23 protein-coding genes are annotated in these 25320 nt (G+C 47.3%); 8 read left to right on the top strand and 15 right to left on the bottom strand.

Annotated features, from left to right (window positions below; translation table 11 throughout):
* Positions 1 to 219: 219 nt before the first annotated feature.
* Positions 220 to 1944: an acetate--CoA ligase gene (gene acsA / locus AB4Y93_RS21330; RefSeq protein WP_441894875.1), complete on the bottom strand. Its 1725-nt coding sequence runs from the start codon at positions 1942 to 1944 to the stop codon at positions 220 to 222.
* 245 nt (positions 1945 to 2189) lie between these two features.
* Here acsA and AB4Y93_RS21325 point away from each other — a divergent pair, with 245 nt between their 5' ends.
* A complete protein-coding gene (locus AB4Y93_RS21325; protein WP_441894873.1) occupies positions 2190 to 2825 on the top strand; it encodes a GNAT family N-acetyltransferase in 636 nt (211 codons plus the stop codon).
* Between the two features lie 15 nt (positions 2826 to 2840).
* A complete protein-coding gene (locus tag AB4Y93_RS21320) occupies positions 2841 to 4016 on the top strand; it encodes an acetoin utilization protein AcuC (RefSeq protein ID WP_441894871.1) in 1176 nt (391 codons plus the stop codon).
* 47 nt (positions 4017 to 4063) lie between these two features.
* On the opposite strand, the gene AB4Y93_RS21315 is transcribed toward AB4Y93_RS21320, so the two are convergent.
* From AB4Y93_RS21315 to AB4Y93_RS21300, 4 genes are all read right to left on the bottom strand, one after another.
* Positions 4064 to 4762, bottom strand: a complete 699-nt coding sequence (locus AB4Y93_RS21315; protein ID WP_441894869.1) for a 5'-methylthioadenosine/adenosylhomocysteine nucleosidase — start codon at positions 4760 to 4762, stop codon at positions 4064 to 4066.
* A complete protein-coding gene (ccpA, locus tag AB4Y93_RS21310; RefSeq protein WP_441894867.1) occupies positions 4762 to 5772 on the bottom strand; it encodes a catabolite control protein A in 1011 nt (336 codons plus the stop codon). Before ccpA ends, AB4Y93_RS21315 begins: the two co-directional genes overlap by 1 nt.
* Before the next feature lie 155 nt (positions 5773 to 5927).
* Positions 5928 to 6341, bottom strand: coding sequence for a hypothetical protein (locus tag AB4Y93_RS21305; RefSeq protein WP_441894866.1), 414 nt, complete (start codon positions 6339 to 6341; stop codon positions 5928 to 5930).
* A 114-nt stretch (positions 6342 to 6455) separates the two neighbouring features.
* On the bottom strand, positions 6456 to 6872 hold the full coding sequence (locus tag AB4Y93_RS21300) for a VanZ family protein (protein WP_441894865.1): 417 nt from the start codon (positions 6870 to 6872) through the stop codon (positions 6456 to 6458).
* A gap of 55 nt (positions 6873 to 6927) precedes the next feature.
* On the opposite strand from AB4Y93_RS21300, the gene AB4Y93_RS21295 reads away from it, so the two are divergent.
* Positions 6928 to 7455, top strand: a complete 528-nt coding sequence (locus tag AB4Y93_RS21295) for a type 1 glutamine amidotransferase domain-containing protein (protein ID WP_441894863.1) — start codon at positions 6928 to 6930, stop codon at positions 7453 to 7455.
* A 28-nt stretch (positions 7456 to 7483) separates the two neighbouring features.
* Here the strand turns inward: AB4Y93_RS21295 and ptsP are convergent, their stop codons facing one another.
* From ptsP to AB4Y93_RS21270, 5 genes are all read right to left on the bottom strand, one after another.
* Positions 7484 to 9232: a phosphoenolpyruvate--protein phosphotransferase gene (gene ptsP / locus AB4Y93_RS21290; RefSeq protein ID WP_441894861.1), complete on the bottom strand. Its 1749-nt coding sequence runs from the start codon at positions 9230 to 9232 to the stop codon at positions 7484 to 7486.
* On the bottom strand, positions 9229 to 11115 hold the full coding sequence (locus tag AB4Y93_RS21285; protein WP_441894859.1) for a glucose PTS transporter subunit IIA: 1887 nt from the start codon (positions 11113 to 11115) through the stop codon (positions 9229 to 9231). The genes ptsP and AB4Y93_RS21285 overlap by 4 nt, the downstream gene beginning before the upstream one ends.
* Before the next feature lie 351 nt (positions 11116 to 11466).
* Positions 11467 to 11901 carry a CoA-binding protein gene (locus tag AB4Y93_RS21280; protein ID WP_441894858.1) on the bottom strand — a complete coding sequence of 145 codons (435 nt, stop codon included), beginning with the start codon at positions 11899 to 11901 and terminating at the stop codon, positions 11467 to 11469.
* 30 nt (positions 11902 to 11931) lie between these two features.
* On the bottom strand, positions 11932 to 13224 hold the full coding sequence (gene aroA, locus AB4Y93_RS21275; protein ID WP_441894856.1) for a 3-phosphoshikimate 1-carboxyvinyltransferase: 1293 nt from the start codon (positions 13222 to 13224) through the stop codon (positions 11932 to 11934).
* A 51-nt stretch (positions 13225 to 13275) separates the two neighbouring features.
* On the bottom strand, positions 13276 to 13791 hold the full coding sequence (locus tag AB4Y93_RS21270; protein ID WP_441894854.1) for a shikimate kinase: 516 nt from the start codon (positions 13789 to 13791) through the stop codon (positions 13276 to 13278).
* Positions 13792 to 13933: 142 nt separating this feature from the next.
* On the opposite strand from AB4Y93_RS21270, the gene AB4Y93_RS21265 reads away from it, so the two are divergent.
* Complete coding sequence (locus AB4Y93_RS21265; protein ID WP_441894853.1) at positions 13934 to 14230, top strand: hypothetical protein; 297 nt, start codon at positions 13934 to 13936, stop codon at positions 14228 to 14230.
* A gap of 10 nt (positions 14231 to 14240) precedes the next feature.
* Here AB4Y93_RS21265 and gndA read toward each other — a convergent pair whose 3' ends face one another.
* On the bottom strand, positions 14241 to 15653 hold the full coding sequence (gene gndA / locus AB4Y93_RS21260; protein ID WP_167277883.1) for an NADP-dependent phosphogluconate dehydrogenase: 1413 nt from the start codon (positions 15651 to 15653) through the stop codon (positions 14241 to 14243).
* A gap of 242 nt (positions 15654 to 15895) precedes the next feature.
* A complete protein-coding gene (locus tag AB4Y93_RS21255; RefSeq protein WP_127493532.1) occupies positions 15896 to 16492 on the bottom strand; it encodes a hypothetical protein in 597 nt (198 codons plus the stop codon).
* Positions 16493 to 16745: 253 nt separating this feature from the next.
* On the opposite strand from AB4Y93_RS21255, the gene AB4Y93_RS21250 reads away from it, so the two are divergent.
* Positions 16746 to 17393, top strand: coding sequence for a DUF1054 domain-containing protein (locus AB4Y93_RS21250; protein ID WP_441894851.1), 648 nt, complete (start codon positions 16746 to 16748; stop codon positions 17391 to 17393).
* A gap of 39 nt (positions 17394 to 17432) precedes the next feature.
* On the opposite strand, the gene AB4Y93_RS21245 is transcribed toward AB4Y93_RS21250, so the two are convergent.
* On the bottom strand, positions 17433 to 20459 hold the full coding sequence (locus tag AB4Y93_RS21245) for an efflux RND transporter permease subunit (RefSeq protein ID WP_441894850.1): 3027 nt from the start codon (positions 20457 to 20459) through the stop codon (positions 17433 to 17435).
* 245 nt (positions 20460 to 20704) lie between these two features.
* Here AB4Y93_RS21245 and AB4Y93_RS21240 point away from each other — a divergent pair, with 245 nt between their 5' ends.
* The 3 genes from AB4Y93_RS21240 to AB4Y93_RS21230 all read left to right on the top strand — a co-directional run bounded on the left by AB4Y93_RS21240 (position 20705) and on the right by AB4Y93_RS21230 (position 23198).
* Positions 20705 to 21460: an ABC transporter ATP-binding protein gene (locus AB4Y93_RS21240; protein ID WP_441894849.1), complete on the top strand. Its 756-nt coding sequence runs from the start codon at positions 20705 to 20707 to the stop codon at positions 21458 to 21460.
* Complete coding sequence (locus tag AB4Y93_RS21235) at positions 21457 to 22476, top strand: ABC transporter permease (RefSeq protein WP_441894848.1); 1020 nt, start codon at positions 21457 to 21459, stop codon at positions 22474 to 22476. The genes AB4Y93_RS21240 and AB4Y93_RS21235 overlap by 4 nt, the downstream gene beginning before the upstream one ends.
* A gap of 62 nt (positions 22477 to 22538) precedes the next feature.
* Positions 22539 to 23198: a TetR/AcrR family transcriptional regulator gene (locus tag AB4Y93_RS21230; protein ID WP_441894847.1), complete on the top strand. Its 660-nt coding sequence runs from the start codon at positions 22539 to 22541 to the stop codon at positions 23196 to 23198.
* A 52-nt stretch (positions 23199 to 23250) separates the two neighbouring features.
* Here AB4Y93_RS21230 and AB4Y93_RS21225 read toward each other — a convergent pair whose 3' ends face one another.
* Both AB4Y93_RS21225 and AB4Y93_RS21220 read right to left on the bottom strand, forming a co-directional pair.
* Positions 23251 to 23865 (bottom strand): YitT family protein, encoded by a 615-nt coding sequence (locus AB4Y93_RS21225; RefSeq protein WP_441894846.1) that lies wholly within the window; start codon positions 23863 to 23865, stop codon positions 23251 to 23253.
* Between the two features lie 126 nt (positions 23866 to 23991).
* Complete coding sequence (locus AB4Y93_RS21220) at positions 23992 to 25176, bottom strand: MFS transporter (RefSeq protein ID WP_441894845.1); 1185 nt, start codon at positions 25174 to 25176, stop codon at positions 23992 to 23994.
* Positions 25177 to 25320 lie beyond the last annotated feature (144 nt).

Genomic DNA, 25320 nt, shown 5'->3' with positions numbered 1-25320 from the left:
GAGTAGATTGAATAAAACATTCGAAAAGCTACTACGCATTTGAATGTTCTTCCGATCGCTGTTGTACCCGAATTCCTTGAACAAGTTATTCCTGGGGGAATCCGGGTACAAAGGCGAGTCTCCAGAATCATTCAAACTACTTCGTTTGGAGTAGTAAAACAGAAGAAAGGCGCCACTGGGTTTTCCCGGTGGCGCCTTTCTTTTTTTATAGAAAAAAGATTAGTCCTCGATTGTAGATAAATCGCCTGTTGGGAGGTTTAGTTCCCAAGCTTTCAGGACGCGGCGCATGATTTTGCCGCTGCGTGTCTTCGGAAGTTTATCTTTGAACTCGATCTCACGTGGTGCAGCGTGGGCAGACAGTCCAATCTTCACAAACTGTGCAATCTCCGCTTTCAGTTCATCCGACGCTGTGTAGCCCTCACGAAGCGCGATAAACGCTTTAATAATCTCACCGCGCATTGGATCCGGCTTGCCAATTACACCTGCTTCAGCAACAGCTGGATGCTCCACAAGCTTACTCTCAACCTCAAACGGACCTACCCGCTCCCCAGCAGTATTGATAACATCATCAATACGGCCTTGGAACCAGAAATAGCCGTCTTCATCCATATAAGCAGAGTCACCGGAGATGTACCAGCCCTGAATACGGAAATACTCTTCATATTTCGATGGATTGTTCCAGATCTTCCGCATCATCGCTGGCCAAGGCGTTTGAATCGCCAGATTACCCATCCGATACGGCGGCAGCTCATTGCCTTGATCATCAATAATAGCCGCTTTAACACCTGGAAGCGGTTTGCCCATCGATCCAGGCTTAATATCCATTGATGGATAGTTGCAGATCAACTGCCCGCCTGTCTCTGTCATCCACCATGTATCATGGATACGCTGGTTGTATACCTTCATTCCCCAACGTACAACTTCTGGATTAAGCGGCTCACCTACGCTTAGCACATGTCGCAGGCTGGACAGATCAAAGCTGTTCACCAGCTCATCTCCTGCGCCCATCAACATGCGGAATGCAGTAGGTGCGCTGTACCAGACGGTAACGCCGTATTTCTGGATCGTGCCATACCAATCGCTTGGGCTGAAGCGTCCGCCCCGGATAACGTTGGTTGCTCCATTCAGCCAAGGCGCGAATACGCCATAAGAAGTGCCGGTCACCCAGCCTGGATCAGCTGTACACCAGTAGATATCGCCTTCTTTCAAATCCAGAACGATTTTCCCTGTGTAATAATGCTGAACCATCGCGTTTTGGACATGGAAGACGCCCTTCGGTTTGCCAGTCGAACCAGATGTATAATGCAAGATTAGTCCATCCTCACGTCCGAGCCATTCAATCTCCGCCTCATCAGACGCTTGTGCCAACTCTGCACTAAAATCTACAACCGTGTCATCAGCAGCCACATTGTCGCCAAAAACAATAATATGCTTCAAATTAGGCAGCTCATCGCGTTTAATACGTCCGAGCAGTGCCGGTGTTGTAATAATGGCTGTCGCTTCACTATCCTGCAGACGGTCTTTCACAGCCGTCTCCATGAATGCCTCAAACAACGGGCCAACTACAGCGCCAACCTTTAACGCACCAAGTACACTGAAATATAATTCAGGCGTACGAGGCATGAAGATAAATACCCGCTCGCCCTTGCCAATGCCAAATTTCCGTAATACATTCGCAAAACGATTCGACTGCTTGCTCATTTGCTCAAACGTGTAAGATTCATCACGTGCGTTGTCGCTATAATAAAGGGCAATATTAGCACCTTTACCGGACTCCACATGACGGTCAATGGCCTCATACGCCATGTTTACTTTTCCTGTCTCATGCCAGCTGAAATGGCGTTCAATCTCTTCCCAATCAAAATCAACTGTTGCTTGTTCATAATTTGCAAGGTTAGGATTTAGTGCCACCGCTGGAATTCGTTCTTGATGCAAGTTGATCATTCTATCACTCTCCCATCAAATCTGTTAAACATTAACCGCAAAGAATACGCTTACAATCGCTAGCCGGATCTTGCAGGCAAACAAGCCGGACCTATTATACCGATTCTTTCGATTACTCAACCGCCACAACAATTATAACATATTGACTTTCCGTTCGACTACGCTTTTCATTTCCCTTGATGTCTGCTATAACCATAATTATAAAAGGTTTGGGAGCTCACGGCCTCGGAAAGGAGAACCCGTAATTGGAGCATCGCAGAATATATCATGAGCAGCAAATAGAATTGCAAGACGGTCAGATTTGTCTCATTGAAGGCCCTGTTACTCCAGATTCCTTGCAATTATTAACGATGCATGCTGATCTTGACGCTTTTCGAAGGCCCAAAGACCAGCATGAAGCTCTAGTTGAAATTGCCGGTCTGGAAGAAGGACGTATAGTTATTGCTAGAGTTGATGAACTGATCGTTGGTTATGTCACCTTCCATTATCCTGATGAATTGGAACGCTGGTATGAAGCCGGGATGGCTGATCTGATTGAACTTGGTGCGATTGAAGTGGCCGATCAATATCGGTCTTACGGACTTGGCAAGAGAATGATTCAACTCGCCTTCGCAGATGAACAGCTCGAGAACATGATTGTTTTCACAACCGAATATTATTGGCACTGGGACCTGGAAGGAACCAAGCTAAGCGTATGGGAATATCGAGGCATTATGGAAAAATTGATGAAATCCGTTGGCATGGTCTGGTATGCAACCGATGATCCGGAGATCTGCTCACATCCTGCCAATTGCCTGATGGTACGCATCGGCAAAGAAGTCCCTCAAGAGTCCGAGGAGCAATTCGACCGTATCCGATTCCGTCAGCGGTTCATGTATTAATTGGGAGGTTAAGAAGTGACTAACGCTATATTCGTTCATCATTCTGACAGTACCCGTTATCAATTCGGAGAGCAGCATCCTTTTAGTCCGATTCGGATGACCTTAACCATCGATTTACTGAAGGCTGCAGGAGCACTGCGTGATGACCAAATCGCATCCCCGTCAACCACCGCTGATCAAGCGCTGCTCTCTCTCGTCCATCGGGAAGATTACATAAGCGCTGTAGAGCGGCTAAGTTTGGACAAGCCCACTGTAGAAGATACTGCAGCAGCAGGACGATACGGGCTCGACACGGAGGATACTCCTTTCTTCCCGGGGATGCACGATGCTGCAGCAGCTATCGCAGCCGGCTCCGTACATGCTGCAGAGCTCGTCATGAGTGGCGCGGCAACCCATGCCTATCATATGGCTGGCGGGCTTCATCACGCTTTCCCAGACCGGGGATCAGGGTTCTGTGTCTATAACGACGCAGCCGTTGCCATACAATATATTCGTCAGCATTACGGAGCACGAGTCCTTTATATTGATACCGATGTTCATCATGGAGACGGCGTACAGTGGAGCTTCTATAATGAGCCTGAAGTATGTACCTACTCCATTCATGAAACCGGCAAATTTTTGTTTCCTGGAACCGGCTTTGTACACGAGCGAGGCGCGGATGCTGGCTTCGGAGCATGTTTTAATGTACCAATGGAGCCCTATACGGAAGATGATTCATGGCTGGAATCTTTCCGAAGCTCTATTACCAAGATTGCAGAGGTGTTCAAACCTGATATCATAGTCAGCCAGCATGGCTGCGATGCGCATGCCTATGATCCCTTGTCGCATATACACTGCAGCATGCGCATCTATCAAGAAATGCCTGTTATTATCCATGAGCTTGCCCATAAGCATTCTGAAGGCCGCTGGGTGGCTCTCGGAGGCGGTGGATACGATTGGTGGCGTGTTGTCCCTCGTGCTTGGTCGCTCGTCTGGCTTACTATGTCCGAGCACCCTATCGTTCAGAAGTTGAATAATGGCGAAGACGTGCCTTTACCTGAGACCTGGCTCGACAAATGGTCGGGAGCAAGTCCTACTCCGCTGCCAGACTGCTGGCTGGACGATAGGAGTCAAGTCTTGCCCATTCCACGCAGAGCGGAGATCGAGGTGAAAAATCGCCTAACAACAGCTATTGCCGTGCAGGATTTATAAGTATAACAAAAACGTCCGTACCATAAGGTACGGACGTTTCCTTTTCTCTATATATGCTGGATCATATCATCGATAATCGCGTACGAATTGTTCGCTGCAGTTACCGTAAACTCTGCATAGTTGACATGCGCCGAACCATCCGCTTTATCCGACATCGAACGGATAACAACAAATGGAACCTCATTCATATCACACACATGAGCGACCGATGCCCCTTCCATCTCCGCACATGCGCCTTGCATCGTTTCATACAGCTCACGAACCGTATCACGGCTAGCAATAAATTGATCGCCGGACAATACTTTGCCAATCAGACTGCGACCTTCGAACAAACGCTCACTTGCTTCCGATGCAAGCGAGATAAGCTTCTCATCCGCCACAAACTCCGAACGCTCCTGGAACGGAATTACGCCTTTGGCAAACCCAAGCGGAGTAACATCCATGTCATGCTGCACGCAGCTGGATGATACAACGATATCACCTATATTAAGACGCGGGTCAAGCGCACCTGCAACACCAGTGAACAATACGGAATCTACGCCCATATCAATCAGAATCTGCGTGCATACGGCAGCATTGACCTTCCCTACTCCAGACTTGCAAAATACAACCGTTTTGCCATGCAGCTGCCCTTCATTATAGGTGATGCCGGCTTTCGTAACACTGTTTGTTACGTTTACGTTCTGATGCAACAGTTCAATCTCTTCAACCATTGCTCCGATAATGCCAATCTTGTTAAAACCCATTATCCTTGCAAACCTCCAACAGATTGTCGAATGACAATTTCATGCGGCAAAATGACTTTTGCGTTTTCTACTACTTCTTTCTTCATCAGCTTCGTGAGCAGACGCATCGATACTGCACCGATGTCATACATCGGCTGAGCAACTGCCGTCAACTGAGGACGAACCATCGACGCCATGCGTGTGTTATCTACGCTAATAACGGATACATCATCCGGTACTTTCAGACCGGAATCTTGAATGCAATGAATAGCTCCAATGGCCATTTCATCCGTTGCGGCAAACACAGCCGTAGGACGTACCGACAGATCGATGAAATATTTCATCGCTTCAGCGCCTGATTCATAACGGTAATTGCCTGTCCGAACAAGCGACTCGTCATAAGCAATACCCGAATCCTCAAGGGCACGCTTGTAGCCTTGATAACGGGAATAACCGTTTGCCGGATCCTGCAGTGTTCCACTGATCATAGCAATACGTGTATGACCCTGCTCTACCAGCTTGCGGACTGCATCATAGGCCGCTTCTTCATGGTTGATATCAACAGACGGGATTTGCCCGTTCTCATCAGTTGTCGCACAGAGTACGATTGGTACATTCGCAGTCTTGAACGCCTGCATATGCTCTTCAGTAACAGCACCGCCCATGAACAAGAGGCCGTCTACTTGCTTCTCCAGAAGAGTGTTAATAACACGGATTTCTTTGTCTTTCTTCTTATCCGCGTTACACAAAATGATATTATAATGATACATATTCGCAATATCCTCGATACCACGGGCAACCTCGGCGAAATTCGCATTCGAAATATCCGGAATAACGACTCCAACCGTAGTTGTTTTCTTGCTTGCGAGGCCTCGTGCAACTGCATTCGGACGATAACCGAGTCGTTCAATAGCCTCGTACACCTTTTTGCGCGTTGCCGGTTTAACATTCGGATTATTATTTACAACCCGAGAAACCGTAGCCATCGATACTCCTGCTTCTCTTGCTACATCATAAATGGTAACCGTCACGGACTTCTCTCCATTATCTCAAATTTTATTTACGCTCGCTGCATATTAACGTAATCATACGACAAAATATTACTTTTCGCAATGTTAGCGCATGCACAGCCTTAAATAAACCCCTTCATGCTGCAGCAAACTGGAGAGCGATATTCCCGTATGGCTTATGTATGCAAGGATCGCCTGCTAAGTTGAGATAGTCTCTTGTTGATATCAGCAATCCATTCCTCATCATGAAGCGATTGCGCGATTAAATGTACATCAAGTAAATTATTAATCCGCTCTTGCGTCAGTTGTTCGATATGGTACGGATCCGTATGCTTACGGTGCTTGCTTGCTTCAACAAGCAAATCCGCCCATTCATTACATTCGTTAAATAAAAAAGTTTGTTTCGCAGGTTCTTGGCCTAGCTTTGCGATGAGGCCGGTCAGATCCGGCTTCACATCGGGAAGTACTTCGCTGCGGCTGCATACCGAACAAGAAAATACTGGGACATTGTCGATTTCGACTTTGCCCGAATAGATCACTGTACGCAGTTTCATCTTCATGATGTCACCGCAATGACACCTTTTCTTCACTTTGGCCCACTCCTTTACGCGCGGCTGCATTTCCATTTCTATTTCTTTTTCGCTGCGTAAAGGATTCGACCTTTTCTACAAAAAATCCTGCTTATCTGCACTATGTAATTTTTACTATGGAGCAACTTTCCGCCAACGTCTTTTGATCCGCGGGACCGCTGCTAATATAACCCAAACTGCTGCCCCTATCATATCGTTGCGGATATCTAACACGTCTGTCATTCTGCCGCCTACAAACGATTGATGGAACTCGTCYGTTACGCCATAGAGCCCGCAGCCAATCACTATGAAGCATTTATAGAGGATACGGTCTCCCTTTGCTCCAATCGCATAGTCAAAAGTAACTGCTAATAGAAAATAAGCGAGAAAATGTCCCCAGTCAAAGCTCGACATAGATGGGAAGAAGCGCTGGAAAAACGGCAGCATCGTGTTCATCTCATCACCCGTCCGGGAGGAAAATCCGAATATGACCGCCATCCATAGGACAGCCGGGATAAAACGTATTAGTCGTCGTTTGTTCGTTTGATTCATGAGTTCTCCTTCGTTACAATGAATATGAAATAATAAATGCAGGAGGAAATCAAATATGTCATTGCATAATAAAACCGTTATTTGTCTTCTTGATGACGAGTTCGAGGATCTTGAACTCTGGTACCCGGTTTATCGCGTCCGCGAAGCCGGAGCAACTGTCCTGTATGCCGGTCCTGAAAAAGGGAAAAAGCATATCGGTAAATACGGCGTTCCTGCTATTGCAGATCTGTCCTTTGACGAAGTGAACAGCGCCGATATTGCAGGCCTGCTTGTGCCTGGCGGCTGGGCACCGGACAAGCTTCGCCGCTATCCGAAAGTACTGGAGCTCGTTCAGGAGCTTGATGCTGCTGGCAAGCCTATCGGACAAATCTGCCATGCAGGCTGGGTGCTAATCTCGGCCAAAATCCTGCAAGGTCGTAAAGTTACCTCTACACCAGGTATTCGCGATGATATGGAAAATGCCGGAGCAGAATGGTTCGATGAAGCTGTTGTGGTCGATGGCAACCTCATCTCTGCTCGCCGTCCACCTGATCTGCCTCCTTACGCGAAAGCATTCGTGGATGCACTGGAACAGCAGGAATAAGCATTTTTAATACAAAAGGAGCCGTCCGCTAAATCGCGGACGCTGCTCCTTTGCCATCAACTGAATCCATAAACTGTTTCAGTTTGTTATGAATATCTGCGCTCGTACGGCATTCCATAAGCTGCTGGAGCAAGGAGTGGCTGTCTTCCTGCCTTGTGCAGAGCAGCCGCTCTTTCACTTGCAGAATGGAATGAGAGGACATACTCAGCTCATCTACATCTAGGCTAAGCCAGATCGGAAGTGCGCGCAGGTCGCCCGCAAGCTCACCGCATACGCCAACCTTGATATGATTTCTTTTCGCCGCTTCGACCGTCAGCTTCAGCATACGCAGCACCGCAGGATGGAAAGGCTCATACAAATAGCTGATCTCTTCATTCATTCGGTCCACTGCCAGCGTAAACTGGACAAGGTCGTTTGTACCGATGCTAAAGAAATCAACCTCCTGCGCCAATAAATCGGCCAGAATAACGGCTGCAGGCACCTCGATCATAATGCCTACCTGGATATTCGCATTATAAGGGATCCCTTCCTGCTCCAGCTCCTGCTTCGCTTCAGCAAGCACATTGTTAGCAGCTCTTACTTCCTCCACGGACGAAATCAGCGGATACATGATCTTTACTTGCCCATAGTGACTTGCCCGAAGGATTGCTCTAAGCTGCGTCTTGAACAGATCTTTACGATCGAGTGAAATCCGGATGGCTCTATAACCAAGAAACGGATTATCTTCTTCCGGAATATTAAAATAATCAAGCTGCTTATCGCCGCCGATATCAAGCGTTCGAATAATTAACGGTTCTCCCGCCAGCTTTTCTGCAACACTTTTATAAACCTCATATTGCTCTTCTTCCTTCGGGAAACGGTTCCGGTCCATATACAGAAATTCAGTACGGAACAGTCCAACCCCATGAGCCCCGGTGGAGAGTGCAACCTCAAGCTCCTTCAAGGAACTGATATTCGCGGCAAGTCCCAGCACCTTCCCGTCCGGAGTTACGGATTGATGTCCGGCAATGCTGTTCAGCTGCTGTCTTGCTTCGGCCAGGCGTCCCTGGAGCTCCGAATAATGATCGATTAACGCATCTTCTGGCTCAATAAACAGGAGTCCTTCCGTACCATCAATAATAAGAGATTGACCAGTTTGAATCGGCTCTTCGAGCTTCGCCTCCACCCCAACCACAAGTGGTACACCAAGAGCACGGGCCATTATGGCAGAGTGAGAAGTCGAACTACCAGCAAGCGTTACAATACCAAGCACATTATTCGGGTTAATATGGGCCAGCTGGGAAGGAGAGAGCTCTCTTGCAATTAGAATAAAAGGCTGAGTATCAGAAGGCAGTGTAATTTCCGGTGCACCAAGCAAATGCTTGAGCAGACGGTTACCGACATCCTTAATATCAAGGGCACGTTCCTTCATATATTCGTCATCAAGCAGATCAAACATCGTGACGAAATGGTCGATAGCCTCTTTTACCGCAACTTCTGCCGCTTTATACTGGCGCTGGATAATGCCTTGAATCTCATTCATGAAGACTGGATCATCCAATATGGCCAGATGCGCATCAAAAATCTGAGTTTCATCCGAGCCAACAACTTCCCTAAGCTCATCCTTGATTTGCTCAATCTCATGCTTGGATGTGCGAATTCCTTCATAGACTCGTTCAAATTCACGGGCAAAATCAGCTACATCGACACGCTGCTCAGGAAATTCCCACTCCCAATTCGGAAGTACAAACGACTTCCCGATCGCAATGCCTGCCGAAGCTCCTATTCCTTGTATCATGGTCGTTCCCCTCCACCATTTCTCTCTTTAAGTACAACTGACAAGACAGAAGACTGTCCTTTCTTCACCGCTTTGAATGGCGCAAAACGCCAAGAATGGACGAGATCCGAATTCGTGATGACCATTGGCGTTGCAAGCGATTTGCTCTCCTTGCGAACTCTTTGCAGGTCGAATCGTACGAGCATATCTCCTGGATTAACCTCTTGCCCTTCCTGTACAACTGCTTTGAAATACGATTTCCCCGTCAGCTTGGATGTGTCTATTCCGATATGGAGCAATACTTCAAGCCCCTCCAGCGTTCGTATGCCTACAGCATGCATCGTTGGATACACAATAATGACGGTACCTTTAACCGGTGATACCAGCTCGCCTTTATCAGGAATAAAGGCCACGCCTTGTCCGACCAGCTTGCCCGCAAAGATGGGATCGGGTACATCTTCCAGCGGAATCATTCGGCCTTGTACCGGGGAACTAAAGAGCACCTGTTCTTGATCCCGTTCAATTGCCTTCAGCATCTCAGCTCGTATCAGCTCCGAATACGTACCGAATACCACTTGGACATTGCCGCCGCCTAGCCGCAGCACCCCTGCTGCCCCTAAATTGCGCAGCGAGTTATTATCGAGCAGCTTTTCATTGGCTACTTTGAGGCGAAGCCTTGTAATGCAGGACTCCATTTGCACAATGTTGTCTTTCCCGCCTATCGCCTGAAGGATAAGAGGAGCACGGTATGGAATGTCTCCTGCCCATTCATCAAGCTGCGAGCCTTCCTCACGTCCCGGCGTCGGAATACGGAACCGGTTAATCGCCCACCGGAACAGTACGTAATAAACAATACCAACAACAATACCGATTGGAATGAGCAGCCAGCCTTTTGTTGCCAAATGCTCATTAATGATATAGTCAATGACGCCACCTGAAAACGAGAAGCCATGCCGGATGCCAAGCTCATACGTAACCCACATAATGATGCCGGATAACAAAGCATGCACGACAAACAGGTAAGGTGCAACGAATAGAAAAGCAAATTCAACCGGTTCCGTGACACCTGTCAGAAATGAAGCCAGTGCAGCATACATAAACGTTTTTCGGATTTTCGGCTTCAAATCTTCCCTTGCTTCATGAATGATCGCCAAGGCAATGGCCGGTAAGGCAAACATGACGATTGGATACATCCCGGCCATAAAGGCACCTGCGGTTGGATCACCGGCGAAAAATCTCGGCAGATCACCATAAACCATTGCACCGTTAGCCGTCTCATATCCGCCGACCTGGAACCAGAACACGTGGCTGAGCAAATGATGCAGACCAAAAACAACCAGTATCCGATATAAAAAACCGAACAAGAAAACGCCAAAACCACCACCGGAAGCGACCACATCACCTAAGTCTTCCAGCATGCGCTGGATTAAAGGTGCTACACCAATCATCGCCATCGAGAGTACTACAGTAACGAAGCTGACGAACAGAGGAACAAACCTCGGCCCGCCGAAAAACTGTATGTATTCAGGCAGACGCAAATTCTTAAACCGCTCATAGCTGAAGCCGGAGATGATGCCGATAATTGAGCCTACAAACACCGTTGGCTCAATCTGTGCTTCCGCGGCACCAGTTACACCAACATATATGACCATGCCCGCTAAGGCGGCCATACCTGCTGCAATGGCATTACTTGTAAGTCCCAAGGATACGCCAACCGCAAAAATATAAGGCAGAAACATAAAGATCGCATTTCCTGCCGCTTTCAAATAGTCTGCTGCATCGGGTATTCCAAGAAGATCCCATGGCAGCTGACTAAGAAATAAAAAGATTGCCGCAGCTGGCAGTACGATCATCGGCAGCATAACTGCACGTCCAAGCTGCTGAAACCTTCCTAGAAAATTCACTTTGTCACCTCCTAAAAAGAATTATCGCGTTCTATGCGATAATTCTTAACTTCGTAAGCATCCACTTAAAGAATTATCGCGTTCTATGCGATAATTCTTAACTTCGTAAGCATCCACTTAAAGAATTATCGCGTTCTATGCGATAATTCTTAACTTCGTAAGCAAGCGTTCTATGCGATAATTCTTAACTTCGTAAGCAAGCGTTCTTTGCAAAATTCTTACTTCTTAAGCAGGCACTGTTGCCTTATCCAAATCTCTATATCGATGGTACGGTGTCTACGCTTTTTTGTCAAAGTAAAAGACGGGCCTTGATGGCCCGCCAATGTAAAAAAGTATAACGATGAGGCGCGTCTAGACTGAAGCCTTCCCATGCGGCAGTAAGATGGAATCCTCAACCTTAATGCAGCGATCCATGATGACCTGAAGCCCGCCATCAGATGCAATCTTAGCTGCATCATCATTAGCGATCCCGAGCTGCAGCCATAGCGTCCTCGCTCCAATCGCAACAGCTTCCTCGGCAATTGGAGGAGTATGCTCTGGACGACGGAATACGTTCACAATATCGACCGGTTCTGGAATATCCTTGAGCGATGCGTAGCATTTCTCACCCAGAATGGTTTCTGCAGCGGGATTAACCGGAATAATCCGATAACCCTTCTTCTGCATCGCTTCAGAGACCATATAAGACACACGGTCAGGCTTATCGGATAAACCAACAACAGCGATATTCGTGCTCGCCTGCAGAATCTCTTTTATTTCATCGCGGGTCGGATTTTCAAATGCCATTATCAGCGCCTCGCTTTCATCTGTTTACTCTTATTCTACCCACTCTACGTTCGCACCTAACGCTTTCAGGTGATCGAAATAAATCGGATATGACTTAGCAACATGATGTGCATCGCGGATCCGGATCGGATTCTTCGCACGAAGGCCTACGACAGTAAGTGCCATAATCACACGATGATCATAATGGGCATTAATTTCAACGCCGCCTTCTACACCTTCCGGACGGCCATGAACGATAATTTCTGCTTGCCGCTCTTCAACATTCGCACCAGCTTTTCGCAGCTCGTTCAAATAATCCGTAATACGGTCACACTCTTTGTAGCGCAGGTTCTCTACATCATAGAAACGCGAAGTTCCTTCAGCAAAGACTGCCGCAGCAACCATTGCAAGAACCGCATCCGTAGCTTTATCGCCGTCGAATTCAACAGCCTTCAGCTTGCCATTGCCCTTTACATGAACAATTCCGTTCTCATGAGTCATTGGAACTTCCATCATACGGAGAACGTCAACAACAGCTCTCTCGCCTTGTTTACTATGCTCCTCCAGACGATGAACAATAACATCCGAATTCGTAACTGCTGCTGCCGCAAGAATAGCTGCCGAACCTGGGTAATCCCCTTGCACAACATATTTCTTCGCTGCATACATTTGACCGCCTGGAATGCGGTAGTTCATCAGATCCTCGCTTGCATGAATCACGATACCTGCCTGCTCCAGCACTTCCAGAGTTTGTCCAACAACAACCTTCGATTTCAGATCATGCAGCACTTCGATCTCGCTGTCTTCCTCAAGCAGCGGCGTCAAGAACAACAAGGCGCTCAGGAATTGCGAGCTGACATTGCCGGATACTTGAATTTTTCCGCCTGTTGGTGCTCCACCTTGAATACGGATCGGCAGCTTGCCTTCGTTATGTTCAATCTTCACACCCATTTGGCCAAGTGCGTCAATCAGATCGTTATGTGGGCGTTTACCAAGAGAATCTGGGTAACGGTTAATGAAGGTTACATCCGGGCAAAGCGAAGCGATCGCCATCAGGAACCTAAGGACGGCACCAGCATTGCCTACATCCAGCTGCTCAACAGCCTTTGGATTTTTGCCAAAGCCAGTAATGACGATTTTCTCTTCATCTTCTTCTACGATTGCGCCTAGATCACGGATACAACGGCGCATTGCGTCGCTGTCTTCACTATGAGCTGGATAATAAATCGTGCTTGTACCTTCTGCAAGCGCAGCGACCAGTAAGTAGCGGGTCGTATAGTTTTTAGAGGAAAGGGCTTGAATTTCCCCTTTAAGTATTGGAGTAGGTGTAACGATAACATCCATTGTGCTGCAGTTCTCCTTTTTCGTATAGTATGAGGTTGAACGTTGCTCCTGCTATTCCTCTTGCAGAGCTTGCAGAATGACCTCTGCTGCTTCCTGCGGCGTTAATGATGTTGTATCCAATTGTAGGTGAGCAAAATCATAAGCATGCTTGCGCTGCTCCATAATGCGGTGAACGTTGGCAGCTACATCGCCCTGTAATAACGGACGAGCAGTGTCAGACTTCACTCTATCAATGATATGCTCCGCATCTGCCGTAAGCGCAACCACGAATCCATGCTTCAGCATAGCTTCCCGATTATGTTCCCTCAGAACTGCTCCGCCGCCAGTTGCGATAATAGAGCGCCCTTTGGCCTCAAGAAGTGAATCCAGCACTTTGCTTTCGATATCGCGGAAGCCTGCCTCACCATAGGTTTCGAACAGCTTCGAGATTTTCCCTTCGGTTTGCTCGATGACCTCATCCGAATCGTAACGCGAGCAACCGAGCTGCTCTGCAAGTAATCGGCTAACGGTTGATTTGCCTGTTCCCATAAAGCCTACTAATACAATTTTTCTTGTGCGTCGATCCACTGCAAGAACTCCCCTATTAGTCTGTTCCGATATTATTTACCCCAACATCATATCATTTTTTATCCGGAATAGGGTATAAAAAAGTTGCATATGCCGTATGGATGATAATGATGCATATATCATGAATAGGAGTGAAGATGGCATGACCAGTGAATCGAATTTGCCCGCTTCCCACCCAAGCAATGTCCGAATGGATCGTATTTTAAGTCCCGATCACCCGTTATGCCGTGAAGATGTCGTCTGGATGCTTGAATATATTAAAAAAAAGGTGGCTGACGAGGACCCTGCTCTCAGGGACCTTTCGCAGCCACGCTTATTTAAAAACTTTCATTATTTCGCCGAAGCGTCAATGCTGCTCATTCGCCGCAAGCATTACTCCGAACAGGAAGCAACACGTTTGCGCCAATGTCTCATTGAAGCGTCTTACGGGCTAAAATAATCAATCCGGATTAGGAGTTCATCCAGTTGTGGTGGAACGAACCTTCTTTGTCCAAACGTTTGAACGTATGAGCACCGAAGTAGTCACGTTGCGCTTGCAGCAGGTTAGCTGGCAGACGCTCTGTACGGTAGCTGTCGAAGTACGACAGTGCGCTTGAGAAAGCAGGTACTGGTACGCCGTTAGTAACAGCTGCGCCAACCACTTCACGCCATGCGCCTTGGTACGACTCAACGATACCTTGGAAGTAAGGATCGAGGAGCAGGTTGCGCAGGTTAGCATCACGATCGTAAGCGTCTTTGATGTTTTGCAGGAAGCGTGCACGGATGATGCAGCCGCCGCGGAAGATCATCGCGATGTCGCCGTAACGAAGGTTCCAATCATATTCTTCAGAAGCTGCACGCATTTGAGCGAAGCCTTGTGCGTACGAGCAGATTTTACTTGCGAACAGCGCTTTGCGTACGGATTCGATGAATGCCGCTTTGTCGCCTTGGAACGCTTTTTTCTCAGGACCGTTCAATACTTTGCTTGCAGCTACGCGCTCTTCCTTCATAGCGGACAGGAAGCGAGTAAATACGGATTCCGTAATGATCGACAATGGCACGCCAAGGTCCAGGGAGCTTTGGCTTGTCCATTTGCCTGTGCCTTTTTGACCAGCAGAGTCAAGGATAACGTCAACCATAGGTTTACCTGTCTCAGGATCGTACTTGGAGAAGATGTCAGCTGTGATCTCGATCAGGTAGCTGTCCAGTTCGCCTTTATTCCACTCTGTGAAGATGCTATGAAGCTCTTCAGCGCTCAGGTCAAGCGTGTTTTTCAGCAGGTCATATGCTTCGCAGATGAGCTGCATGTCGCCGTACTCGATACCGTTGTGCACCATTTTTACATAGTGGCCGGCACCGTCTGGTCCGATATATGTGCAGCAAGCGTCGTCGCCGACTTTTGCAGAGATAGCAGTAAGGATTGGTTCAACCAGTTTGTACGCGGATTCTTGGCCGCCTGGCATAATGGAAGGACCTTTCAGTGCGCCTTCTTCACCGCCGGATACGCCAGTACCGATGAAGCGGATGCCTTGCTCTTCAAGAGCTTTGCTGCGGCGAACTGTGTCAGGGAAATAAGCGTTACCGCCGTCGATGATGATGTCGCCTTTGTCCAGGTGTGGAACAAGAGCGTCAATTGTAGCATCAGTACCAGCGCCAGCTTGTACCATGATCAGAATTTTGCGAGGAGATTCGAGCGATTGCACGAACTCTTCAACTGTGTAAGCAGGAACAAGGTTCTTGCCTTCGGATTCTTTGATCAATTCATCTGTTTTTTCACGGGAACGGTTATATACCGAAACTGTGAAGCCTCTGCTCTCAATGTTAAGCGCGAGGTTTTTGCCCATAACTGCAAGGCCGATAACGCCGATTTGCTGTTTTGCCATTTGGTTTCTTCCATCCTTTTTTTTATAGTATGGTGGTCTTCAATAGTTTTATATTACTCTTTTTGCAAAGAGATGAAAACCATTTGCGCGGAATTTGTCGCCAAACATCCATTAGATTTCCTGACCGCATTAGAAAGTTTACCTTATATTACGAAGAAATGCTAACCAGAAAATGAAAAAAACCGGCCAAATGATTCATTAAGAACCATTCAGCCGATTTATCGAATATTTCAGTATTAGCCTTACAATTCCAGCTGCAGCATCTCCGAACGGAGCAGCACGAGTTTTTCCTTCGATTCGGCAACGGCCTCTTCATTGTTCTCTTGCAGAGCGTCAAACAGTACCGTCAGCTCATAATCCAGTTCATAACGTAATACCGCTGCGCGTTCCTCCGCCCGTTTGGATTGAAAAGCTTTGATCATTTCCTCTATAGTTACGAATGGCTTCTTTTGATAAATAATCCGATGTTCCATACCGGACACCTCCACAAGTCGTATTATTTCACCAAACATAATGTTCTCAATGACGATCTGACGATCTTTGATCCGCTTGACAATCGCATGTCCACGTGTGTCATTAATAAGCTTTTCAAGCAACTCCGACAGTTTCTCGTCCTTAATGGTGTAATCCCCGACGATCTTGTAACGGTTTTTCATCCGCTGAAACCTTAACTTCACGAGCTTACGACCGGTTCGAATTGAAATGAGGAACTGCCCCTCCGTTTCGCTCCAATACAAGGAGTACCCTTCCTGAATGAGATCACGGATGAGGTTTTGGATTTGCCGGCGATCAAATCGCAGCTCCAAATTACAATATTCGACTTCGTAGCTCTTATTCACGGCAATCCCTCCCTTTTTAGCATTTGACGAAATAGTCTGACAATTTGTTCTTACCTCTATCTTATACTCCATCTTATGTTCTGGCAACTTGGATTATTGACTAATTTTCGCTTAAAGGTCGTCTAATTAAAAAAAAGGGCGGTCAAGCCGCCCGCAAAAGGGGACATGCCCCCTATCGAAGCTGTACCACTGCCCGGGATGTGCTATAATGAACCATTATTATTTGTTTCAATTGTGAGGAGAGAGAACATAGATGACGACTACAACGACACCAGCAGCCTTTACAGGCTTTGAACAAAAAGACTTTGATACTTTCCTGATCAATGGCCTGGAGCAGCGAATGTCGGCTATTGAGGAACGGATCCGGCCGAAATTCCGTTATCTCGGCGAAAAGCTTGCCGGTGATATTGCCGTGCAGGCAAGTGACGAGATGTTCCTGCATATTGCCAAACATGCGCGCCGCACGGTAAACCCACCAAAGGATACTTGGTTTGCAATCTGCAACAACAAACGCGGCTACAAAGCACACCCACATTTCCAGCTTGGCTTGTTCGACGATCACCTATTCTTATGGTTCGCCCTTATTTATGAGGCGCCTAATAAATCCCGGATTGCAACCACTTACTTAGAACACCTGGACGAGGTCATTGCGGCTGTTCCATCCGATTATGTCCTTTCCCTTGACCATATGAAGAAAGAATCCAAGTCTGTCAGCGAAATGTCCGACCTGGACTGGACTAACGCGCTTACCCGCCTGCGTGATGTGCAGAAAGCCGAATTACTTATTGGCCGCCACATTCCGACCGGTGACCCGCTCCTGCAGGATGGAGATGCCTTGTATAAGTTTGCCCAGCAAACCTATGAAGCTTTAATGCCGTTGTATCGCTTGGCATCCCAATAAGCAAAATCCGCTTCCCGTGTGGGAAGCGGATTTTTTGTTTTATTGAGCTTGCACAGTTGTTACACCTTGTGCAGATTGAGCATTCACACGGCGCTGCTTGCGCGAAGTACGGAAGAACATCAACTCATACATACATGGCACAACGATCAGGGTAAGCAGCGTTGCAGCCGCGAGACCACCGATAACAACAATCGCAAGGCTTTGTGATACGATACTGCCCGATTCGCTTGAACCAAAGATGAGCGGCAACATAGCGCAGATGGTTGCGACAGCTGTCATTACGATTGGACGCATCCGTGTTGTAGCCGCTTCAACCAAGGCATCCCGGATCGTCATCGTCTCTTCATTCTGCTTCACTCGGTCAATCAACACGATTGCATTCGTGACAACGATACCGATTAGCATGAGAGCGCCAAACATGGCAGTAAAGTCTGGTGTTACTCCAGAGATCAAGAGTCCAATTACGGCTCCAATTGCAGCAAGCGGCAGCGAGAAGAGGATCGCAAGTGGTGCACGTAGCGTCTTGAAGGTAAGCACCATGATCAAGTAAACAAGTCCGATAGAGATCAGCGCAGTCATGCCGATGTCTGCAAAGTCACTCGATTGATCTGCAGATGCACCGCCTACTTTAAGAGCGACTCCATCTGGAAGGTCAAGCTTATCTGCCGCTTTCTGAATTTCCTTGCCTACAACAGACAGCTGGCTAGGCTCAGCATCCGCTGTAACCCGAACATAGATTTTACCATCTTTATGATAATACAGACTTGGTTCTTCAGTCTTCACAAGCTTAGCTACATTCGTAATTGGAACAATGCCGGAAGCTGTAGCAATCGTTAATTTGTTAAGCTCATCTTCCGTGTTCGGATTAATAACAGGCTGCATCACAACGGAAGTTTCTCGGTTCTCCACTAGAATACTGCCAAGCGGCACAGGATTCAGCATACTTTGCAGCTGCATCGCAACTTCTTGGCCTTTCGCCTGCTCCGGATTAACCTGGAACGTATAGACCGGTTTCTTCTCTTCCTGATTGCTTTGTACTTTCAGAACGTCCTTGATTGGTTTAATATTTGCAATCAGCTGATCCGCAGCTTGTGTAAGCTTCTCTGGATCATCGCCTGTAACATCAATAAAGATTTGTGAGGAACCGCCGCCCATCATCAGGTCAGCTGCATTAATGATAAGCTCAGCATCACCAAAATTACCTTTTTGCGTTTTCACTTCATCCATGAACTTCTCGGCATCAACGCCGTCTTTCAAATCAATCGTGTAAGTAACGAGTGTTGGAGAAGAAACAGCACCGTACTTGGCATTATCTGCACTGTTGCCTAGCTGCATGATAACCCATTCAACACTCTTGTTATCCGTTAGGAAGGTTTCCAGCTTTGTACCGCCTTGCTCTACTTGATCAGAAGGAGTATCACTCGGATATTGCAAGGATACATTGACATTCTCAGCGCTGGAGGAATCAAGGGCACCTTTAGGCATCATGATATAGGCGCTGATGGAACCTACAAACAAGACAAGAGCAACGACTAACGTAATCCATTTGTGCTGCAAATTCCAACGAATGAACGAAGCAAATTTATTAGAGCCTTTATGCGGTTTTTCTTTTGTACCGCGCAGTAAGAACGCACTGAGCAGCGGCACAACTGTCAAAGCAACAAGCAGCGAAGCAAGCAGCGAGTATGCCACAGTCAGCGCGAATGGCAAGAGGAAAGCTTGCAGCGAGCCGCGCAGCAGCCCCATCGGCAGGAATACAGCCACAGTAACAAGAGTGGATGATGTAATCGCCGTTGCTACTTCTTTAGTCGCATCGATAATAACGGTTTTGGAGAATGGCTCTTTCTGCAGTCTTCGGTAGACATTCTCGATTACTACGATACTGTCATCGACCAAACGGCCTACAGCTACTGCAACACCGCCAAGTGTAATGATATTAAGCGTTACCCCTGACAAATCTAGCAGATACAACGTAATCCCTAATGACAATGGAATCGATACAATCGTAACCAGCGTCGCTCTCCAATTACGCATAAAGATCAGAATGATAATGGTAGCGAACAACGCGCCGAGCAGAACTTCACGCAGCATACTGTTAACCGAATGTACGACCGTATCAGAGGTACTCATCAGTACCGAGATCTCAGCACCGGCTACATCCTTACTTAACCGCTCTACTGTCTTCTCAATATTTTTACCTGCGGTAACGGCATTCGCATTAGCTGTCTTTGAAATTGTAAACATAATGGCATCTTTACCGTTCATTCGGCCGATGCTTTCTTGTTCCTTCGCTTGCTCAACAGTAGCTACATCTTCAAGCTTAACCCCTGGCGCGATAGGCAATTTGCGTAAAGTATCTATACTCGTTACTTCATCATAGACATTGATGTTGCCAGATGCGCCGTCAATGGCACGTTCACCAATGGATGAGGAAACTCCTCTTCCTTGCAGGACACTAAGAAGGGTTTGAACAGGAATTCCTTTCTCAGCGAGCTTATCCTTAAGCGGAGTCACATGCACAGCTGGTGTAGATTTACCGCTGATGCTAATTTGGCCTGCACCTTCCGCTTTTTGCAGTTCCGTAGTAATCTCCTTAAGCTTCGCGTCTTTCTCTTGCTCACTCAGTCCATCCTCGAATGTGAGGGTAATCCAGGAGATCGGAATCATGGATGTATTGTATTGGATAACGAAAGGCTTCATAACGCCTTGAGGCAGCTGAACCTGATCAACAGTCCGCTCTACTTCCGCCTTCGCTTCCTTCATGTTTGTATTCGAATCAAAGTTCAAATTCACTTGTCCGTAGCCATTACCCGAAGTCGAGAACATATCGGTCTTGCCCTTCGTGAACCCTACTGCCTCTTCCAGTGGGTTGGTTACAAGCTGTTCCATCGATTTTGCATCCATTCCAGGCCCAATTACCGTCACCATGACCTGCGGATTATCAGCTTCCGGCAGGAACTCCATTGGCAGCTTCAAATAACTGATAACTCCCATCACCAAAGCCATCACGACGATCAGGATGACGGCCGCCCTGTTGCGGAACGACCATTCGGTTAACTTATTCATTACAACTACTCCTTCTCCCTAYTCGGAATTCTCTTTTGTGTATTTGACAGTTCTAAGCATACCTGCATTGAAAATAATGTAAAAACGTCTGGAGACGGTATTTTACTCTCGCCCCTGGTCGGAGGGCTTCTACGACTTAAGTCCAGTATCAAATGTGAGTAAGTACTCACTTTACAACTTCGAATAGCATACCTATACTAAAAAGTGAGTATTCACTCATTTTAAATAACAAAGGGGTGTGAACCATGACAACGGCTAACGAATCATCTGCGGATTCTGCTATTATCGCTCACAACATTGTAAGACGATTTGGCGATCGAACGGTTCTGGACGATATATCGCTTACGGTAGCACGGGGGGAGTTATTCGGACTGCTCGGACCATCTGGATCGGGAAAAACAACCCTTATTAAACTTATAACCGGTATTGACCGGGCGGACTCCGGCAACATTCAATTATTCGGTGAACCTATGCCCCAGCTAAAAATGCTGCAAACCTTTGGTTACATGGCGCAATCCGATGCCCTATATCAGGAATTAACCGGTAAGGAAAACATGGCTTTCTATGGCTCTCTCTATGGACTTAAGGGAAAAGTACTTGCTGCCCGCATACAATCAGCCGCATCCCTGGTCAATCTGACCGATCATCTGGATAAACAGACAAGCGCTTATTCCGGTGGGATGAAACGCAGGCTCTCTCTGGCCATTGCCCTGCTGCATGAGCCACAGCTGCTCGTTTTGGATGAACCAACTGTAGGGATTGATCCCGTGCTTCGAAAAACGATCTGGAACGAGCTTAGGAACCTGACAAAAAAAGGGGTTACGATTATCGTGACAACCCATGTTATGGACGAAGCGGAGAAATGTGATCGGCTTGGCCTCATTCAGGACGGGAAGCTGATCGCCGTTGACACTCCTCTAGCAATTATGGAGCAGGCTGGCGTCCATACGATTGAAGAAGCCTTTATCTTGCTGGGCAGCGAAAGGAGTGAGCATTCATGAGAATACGTGCTCTAGTTATTCGAATAACACGCCAGTTTCTACGCGACAAGCGGACACTTGCCTTATTATTCCTTGCCCCGCTGCTTATTTTGAGTCTGACAAAGCTTGTCTTTGACGGCAATACCGTCTCTCCTGAAATCGGTCTGGTAGGTCCTACAGCCGCCTTTTCCGAGAAGCTGGAGGAGCAGCAGGCAAGCATTACAGTCTTTAACTCCTTAGATGCTGCAGATAAAGCTCTTCACGATGGCGATCTGGACGCTATTATTCAGATCGTAGACGGTAAGCCTGACATTACACTAGAAGGAAGTGATCCTTCGGTCAGCCGCAGCACGCAGCTTGTTCTGCAGAAAGCTCTGCAAAGCGGCACTCAAGACCTCGCTCCAAATGTTAATTATTTGTACGGTGGACCGGATATGGCCTCTTTTGACTCCTTTGGTCCTGTATTGATCGGCTTCTTCTCCTTCTTCTTCGTGTTTCTGCTTGCAGGAGTTTCCTTCCTGCGGGAACGTACGAGCGGGACGCTGGAACGGCTGCTGGCTACTCCCATTCGCCGATCAGAGATCGTCCTTGGATACCTTGCGGGCTTTGGTATCTTTACCTTGATCCAAGCTTCCTTAATTGCCTGGTACTCTGTACAGGTGCTGGGCATGTCCATGTCCGGACATATCGTGAATATGCTGCTCATTAATCTTTTATTATCGCTGACAGCTTTGACGCTTGGCACTTTGCTCTCTTCGTTTGCAAGCAGCGAATTTCAAATCATTCAATTCATTCCAATCATTATCGTACCGCAGGCCTTTTTCTCCGGATTATTTAATCTGGATGCAATGAATCCGGTTCTGCAAAAGCTCAGCTACATCATGCCGCTCTATTATGGAGCAGATGCGATGCGCGGCATCATGATCAGAGGAGAAGGCATTGGAGATATCCAGCTGGATATTTATGTACTGGCGGGCTTATCCATCCTCTTCGCACTCTTGAACGTCGTTGCACTGAAGAAGCATCGCCGAATGTAGGCTAATTTCAGTTCTGCTATAATAGAAGGAATGGATAGGGAATGAATAGAGGGAGTGTCAGAATGAGCGAGCCGATTGAAGAATGGCTGGAAGAGCTGGGCAAGCTCGGGGGCGAGAAGACGATGACAGAGAAGCAGCTTAGGATCGTTAGAGCAGCTTCCGAGATTTTCGCAGAGAAAGGTTATGCCGCGTCTTCCACCAATGAGATTGCACAACGCGCTGGGGTAGCGGAAGGAACGATATTCCGTCATTACAAAACTAAAAAAGACCTGCTTGTATCCATCGTAGCACCTGTCATGGCAAAGCTCGTCGCACCGTTTGTTATGCGGGAATTTTATAAAGTGCTGGATAGCAAATATGACAGCTATGACCAGATGCTTCGTGCGATTCTCGAGAACAGGCTTGCGTTCCTGGAGAAGCACATGCATGTGCTTAAGATCTTTATTCAGGAAATTCCGTTTCACCCTGAATTGCAGGAGCAATTCGAGAATCTTGTTCTTGCCAAGGTATTTGAGAAAATCACTCCGAACATCCGCCGGTTCCAGGAGGACGGTACACTAGTTGACTGGTCACCTTATACCATCATTCGCTTGACTGTATCTTCCTTAATTGGCTACGCCGCTGTACGCACCTTATATGGCAAACGTGACGGAAGTAGTTGGGATGACGAACAGGAACGGGAAGCGACGATAGCCTTTATTATGAAAGGCTTGGCTCCTTAAGCACTGGAAACCAGCAAAACATGAATAAAGCCGGAGGCACATGCCACCGGCTTTATTCATGTTTAAAGTGAGGGTTATGCGGCAAGTTCCAAGTACATAAGCTGGTTGCTACTCCCCCTGCCGCCACTGTAATTAAGGATAGTAAGAACGTATTTTCAGGCAGCAAGAAAGCTCCCGTACCGATAATCAAAAAATCCGTCAGAAAAATAATCACACCTACGTTAAGAGGAATGTAGCGGGTAAGGTAATGAGCAAGCAAATCAGTCCCGCCCGTTGTACTGCCGTTGCGAAGCATAATGCCGATGCCTGTCCCAATGCAAAACCCGCCAATCACAGCGCGAGTGAATGGGGTCCACTCGAAATAATAGAGAAAATAAAATCGATACGGGCTTAGCAAATCGATGACATAACTGGACAACAGCAAGCCGTTAATACTCTGGTAGATCATACTCCGGCTTTGAAACCACGCCAAACCGAAGATTGGAATGCTGCAGATCAGCATCGTTAACCCAACTTGAATATGAAATAGATAATTTACGATAAGGGCAACTCCAATAAGGCCCCCATCCAATATCATTAATGGCATTAGAAAAAAATTGATTCCGGCCGAAATAAGCAGACTCCCCAAAATAATTGCCGTCCATTTGCGCCAAGACAACATTCCCATACTTTCATTCACCTCTTTTTTACCCTACCTCATCTATATGCGACTTCCAGACAAGCCATTCTTTGGAAAAATCAAAAAAAAGCCGGCTCCTCATCAAATGATGAGAAACCGGCTTTAGATTAAAAGCTATTCCTGAACAGCAGTTACTGAGCTTGTGCTGTCCATCTTCCGGAATTGCAGAAGCAGCAGCAGAGCTGCGAGACATAAGATGCCGCCCGATACATAGGGCAGTCGCAAATCCATCGTAAACAAGAACGAACCAATTAGCGGCCCCAGAATCCGGCCCAAGCTGTCCATTGAGGAGCTAAGACCCGATGCAACGCCTTGTCCAACCTGCGTCTTCTGTGTAATCAAGGATGTGACACAAGGACGAATCAAGGAGTTGCCGATGCCAAATACCGCAAGCGACAGCGTAGCCCACCATAAGGAATGAGCGGCCAGCAGCAGGAAGAATCCGACAGCCGAAATGATAAGTCCAGCTGCAATATATTGCGGCTCCTGTCCTTTCTTGATCCGGCGGCGAACAACACCACCTTGCACAAGTGCGCCAACAAAGCCGCAGACGAAGAACAGAATACCTACCTGCAGTGGTGTGACGTCAAAGCGCTGAATACCGAAGAACTGCAGTGTTGCCTCCATACCCGCCAACGTGAAAGTAACGAAGAAGGCCAATACGTACAAGTATTTAAGCGGCCCTGTAAAAGCAGACCAGCGGGAAGGCCGCTTCTCACTTGCTGCCCTTCTCTTCTCTAGCGGCAGCGATTCCTTCAGCATTACGAAAGCAAGAATTAATGTGATTAATGCCATCACAGATGCAGCATAGAATGGCGTCTCCAGTGTAACCTGGCTGAGCAGTCCGCCAACGCCCGGGCCAATCGTAAAACCAAACCCGATCGACATCCCAACAAGCCCCATTCCTTTCGTACGCTGATCAGGCGGTGTAATGTCAGCCACGTAAGCAACAATGACGGATGTAACCGCACCGGAGAACAATCCTCCTAATATACGTGACATGTACATCATCGTCAGGTTGTCCGACGATAGGCCAAACAGAAGGAAACTGATTGCAAAACCCGTAACCCCTATAATAATAATTGGCCTTCTGCCAATCCGGTCGGATAAGCCTCCCCAATAAGGAGAGAGTATGAAGGATACCGCAGAATACAAGGCGAGCATGTAGCCCGTATGTTTTTCGGCATTACCCGGGTTAACTGCTTTAATCATTTCAGGCATAACAGGAATAATAATCCCAAACCCGATGAAGGTGGTCATTAGAATGGCCATTACAATTAAAAGTCGTTTATCACGCATTTTGTTTTCACCCCATCCAATATCGTAACATATCAAACCAGTGCTTTGTTATGAACAAATGGAGAACAATGCTCGTTCAACACCAGGATGCCTAGCCCTGCGATAAAATTGTTGCTTGCATTCCGACTTGTATTTGCTATACTC

This window comes from Paenibacillus sp. YAF4_2 (genome assembly GCF_052113225.1).
GTDB lineage: Bacteria > Bacillota > Bacilli > Paenibacillales > Paenibacillaceae > Pristimantibacillus.
The sequence above is the reverse complement of the archived record's forward strand: the minus strand, read 5'-3'. Positions and strand labels throughout refer to the sequence as shown.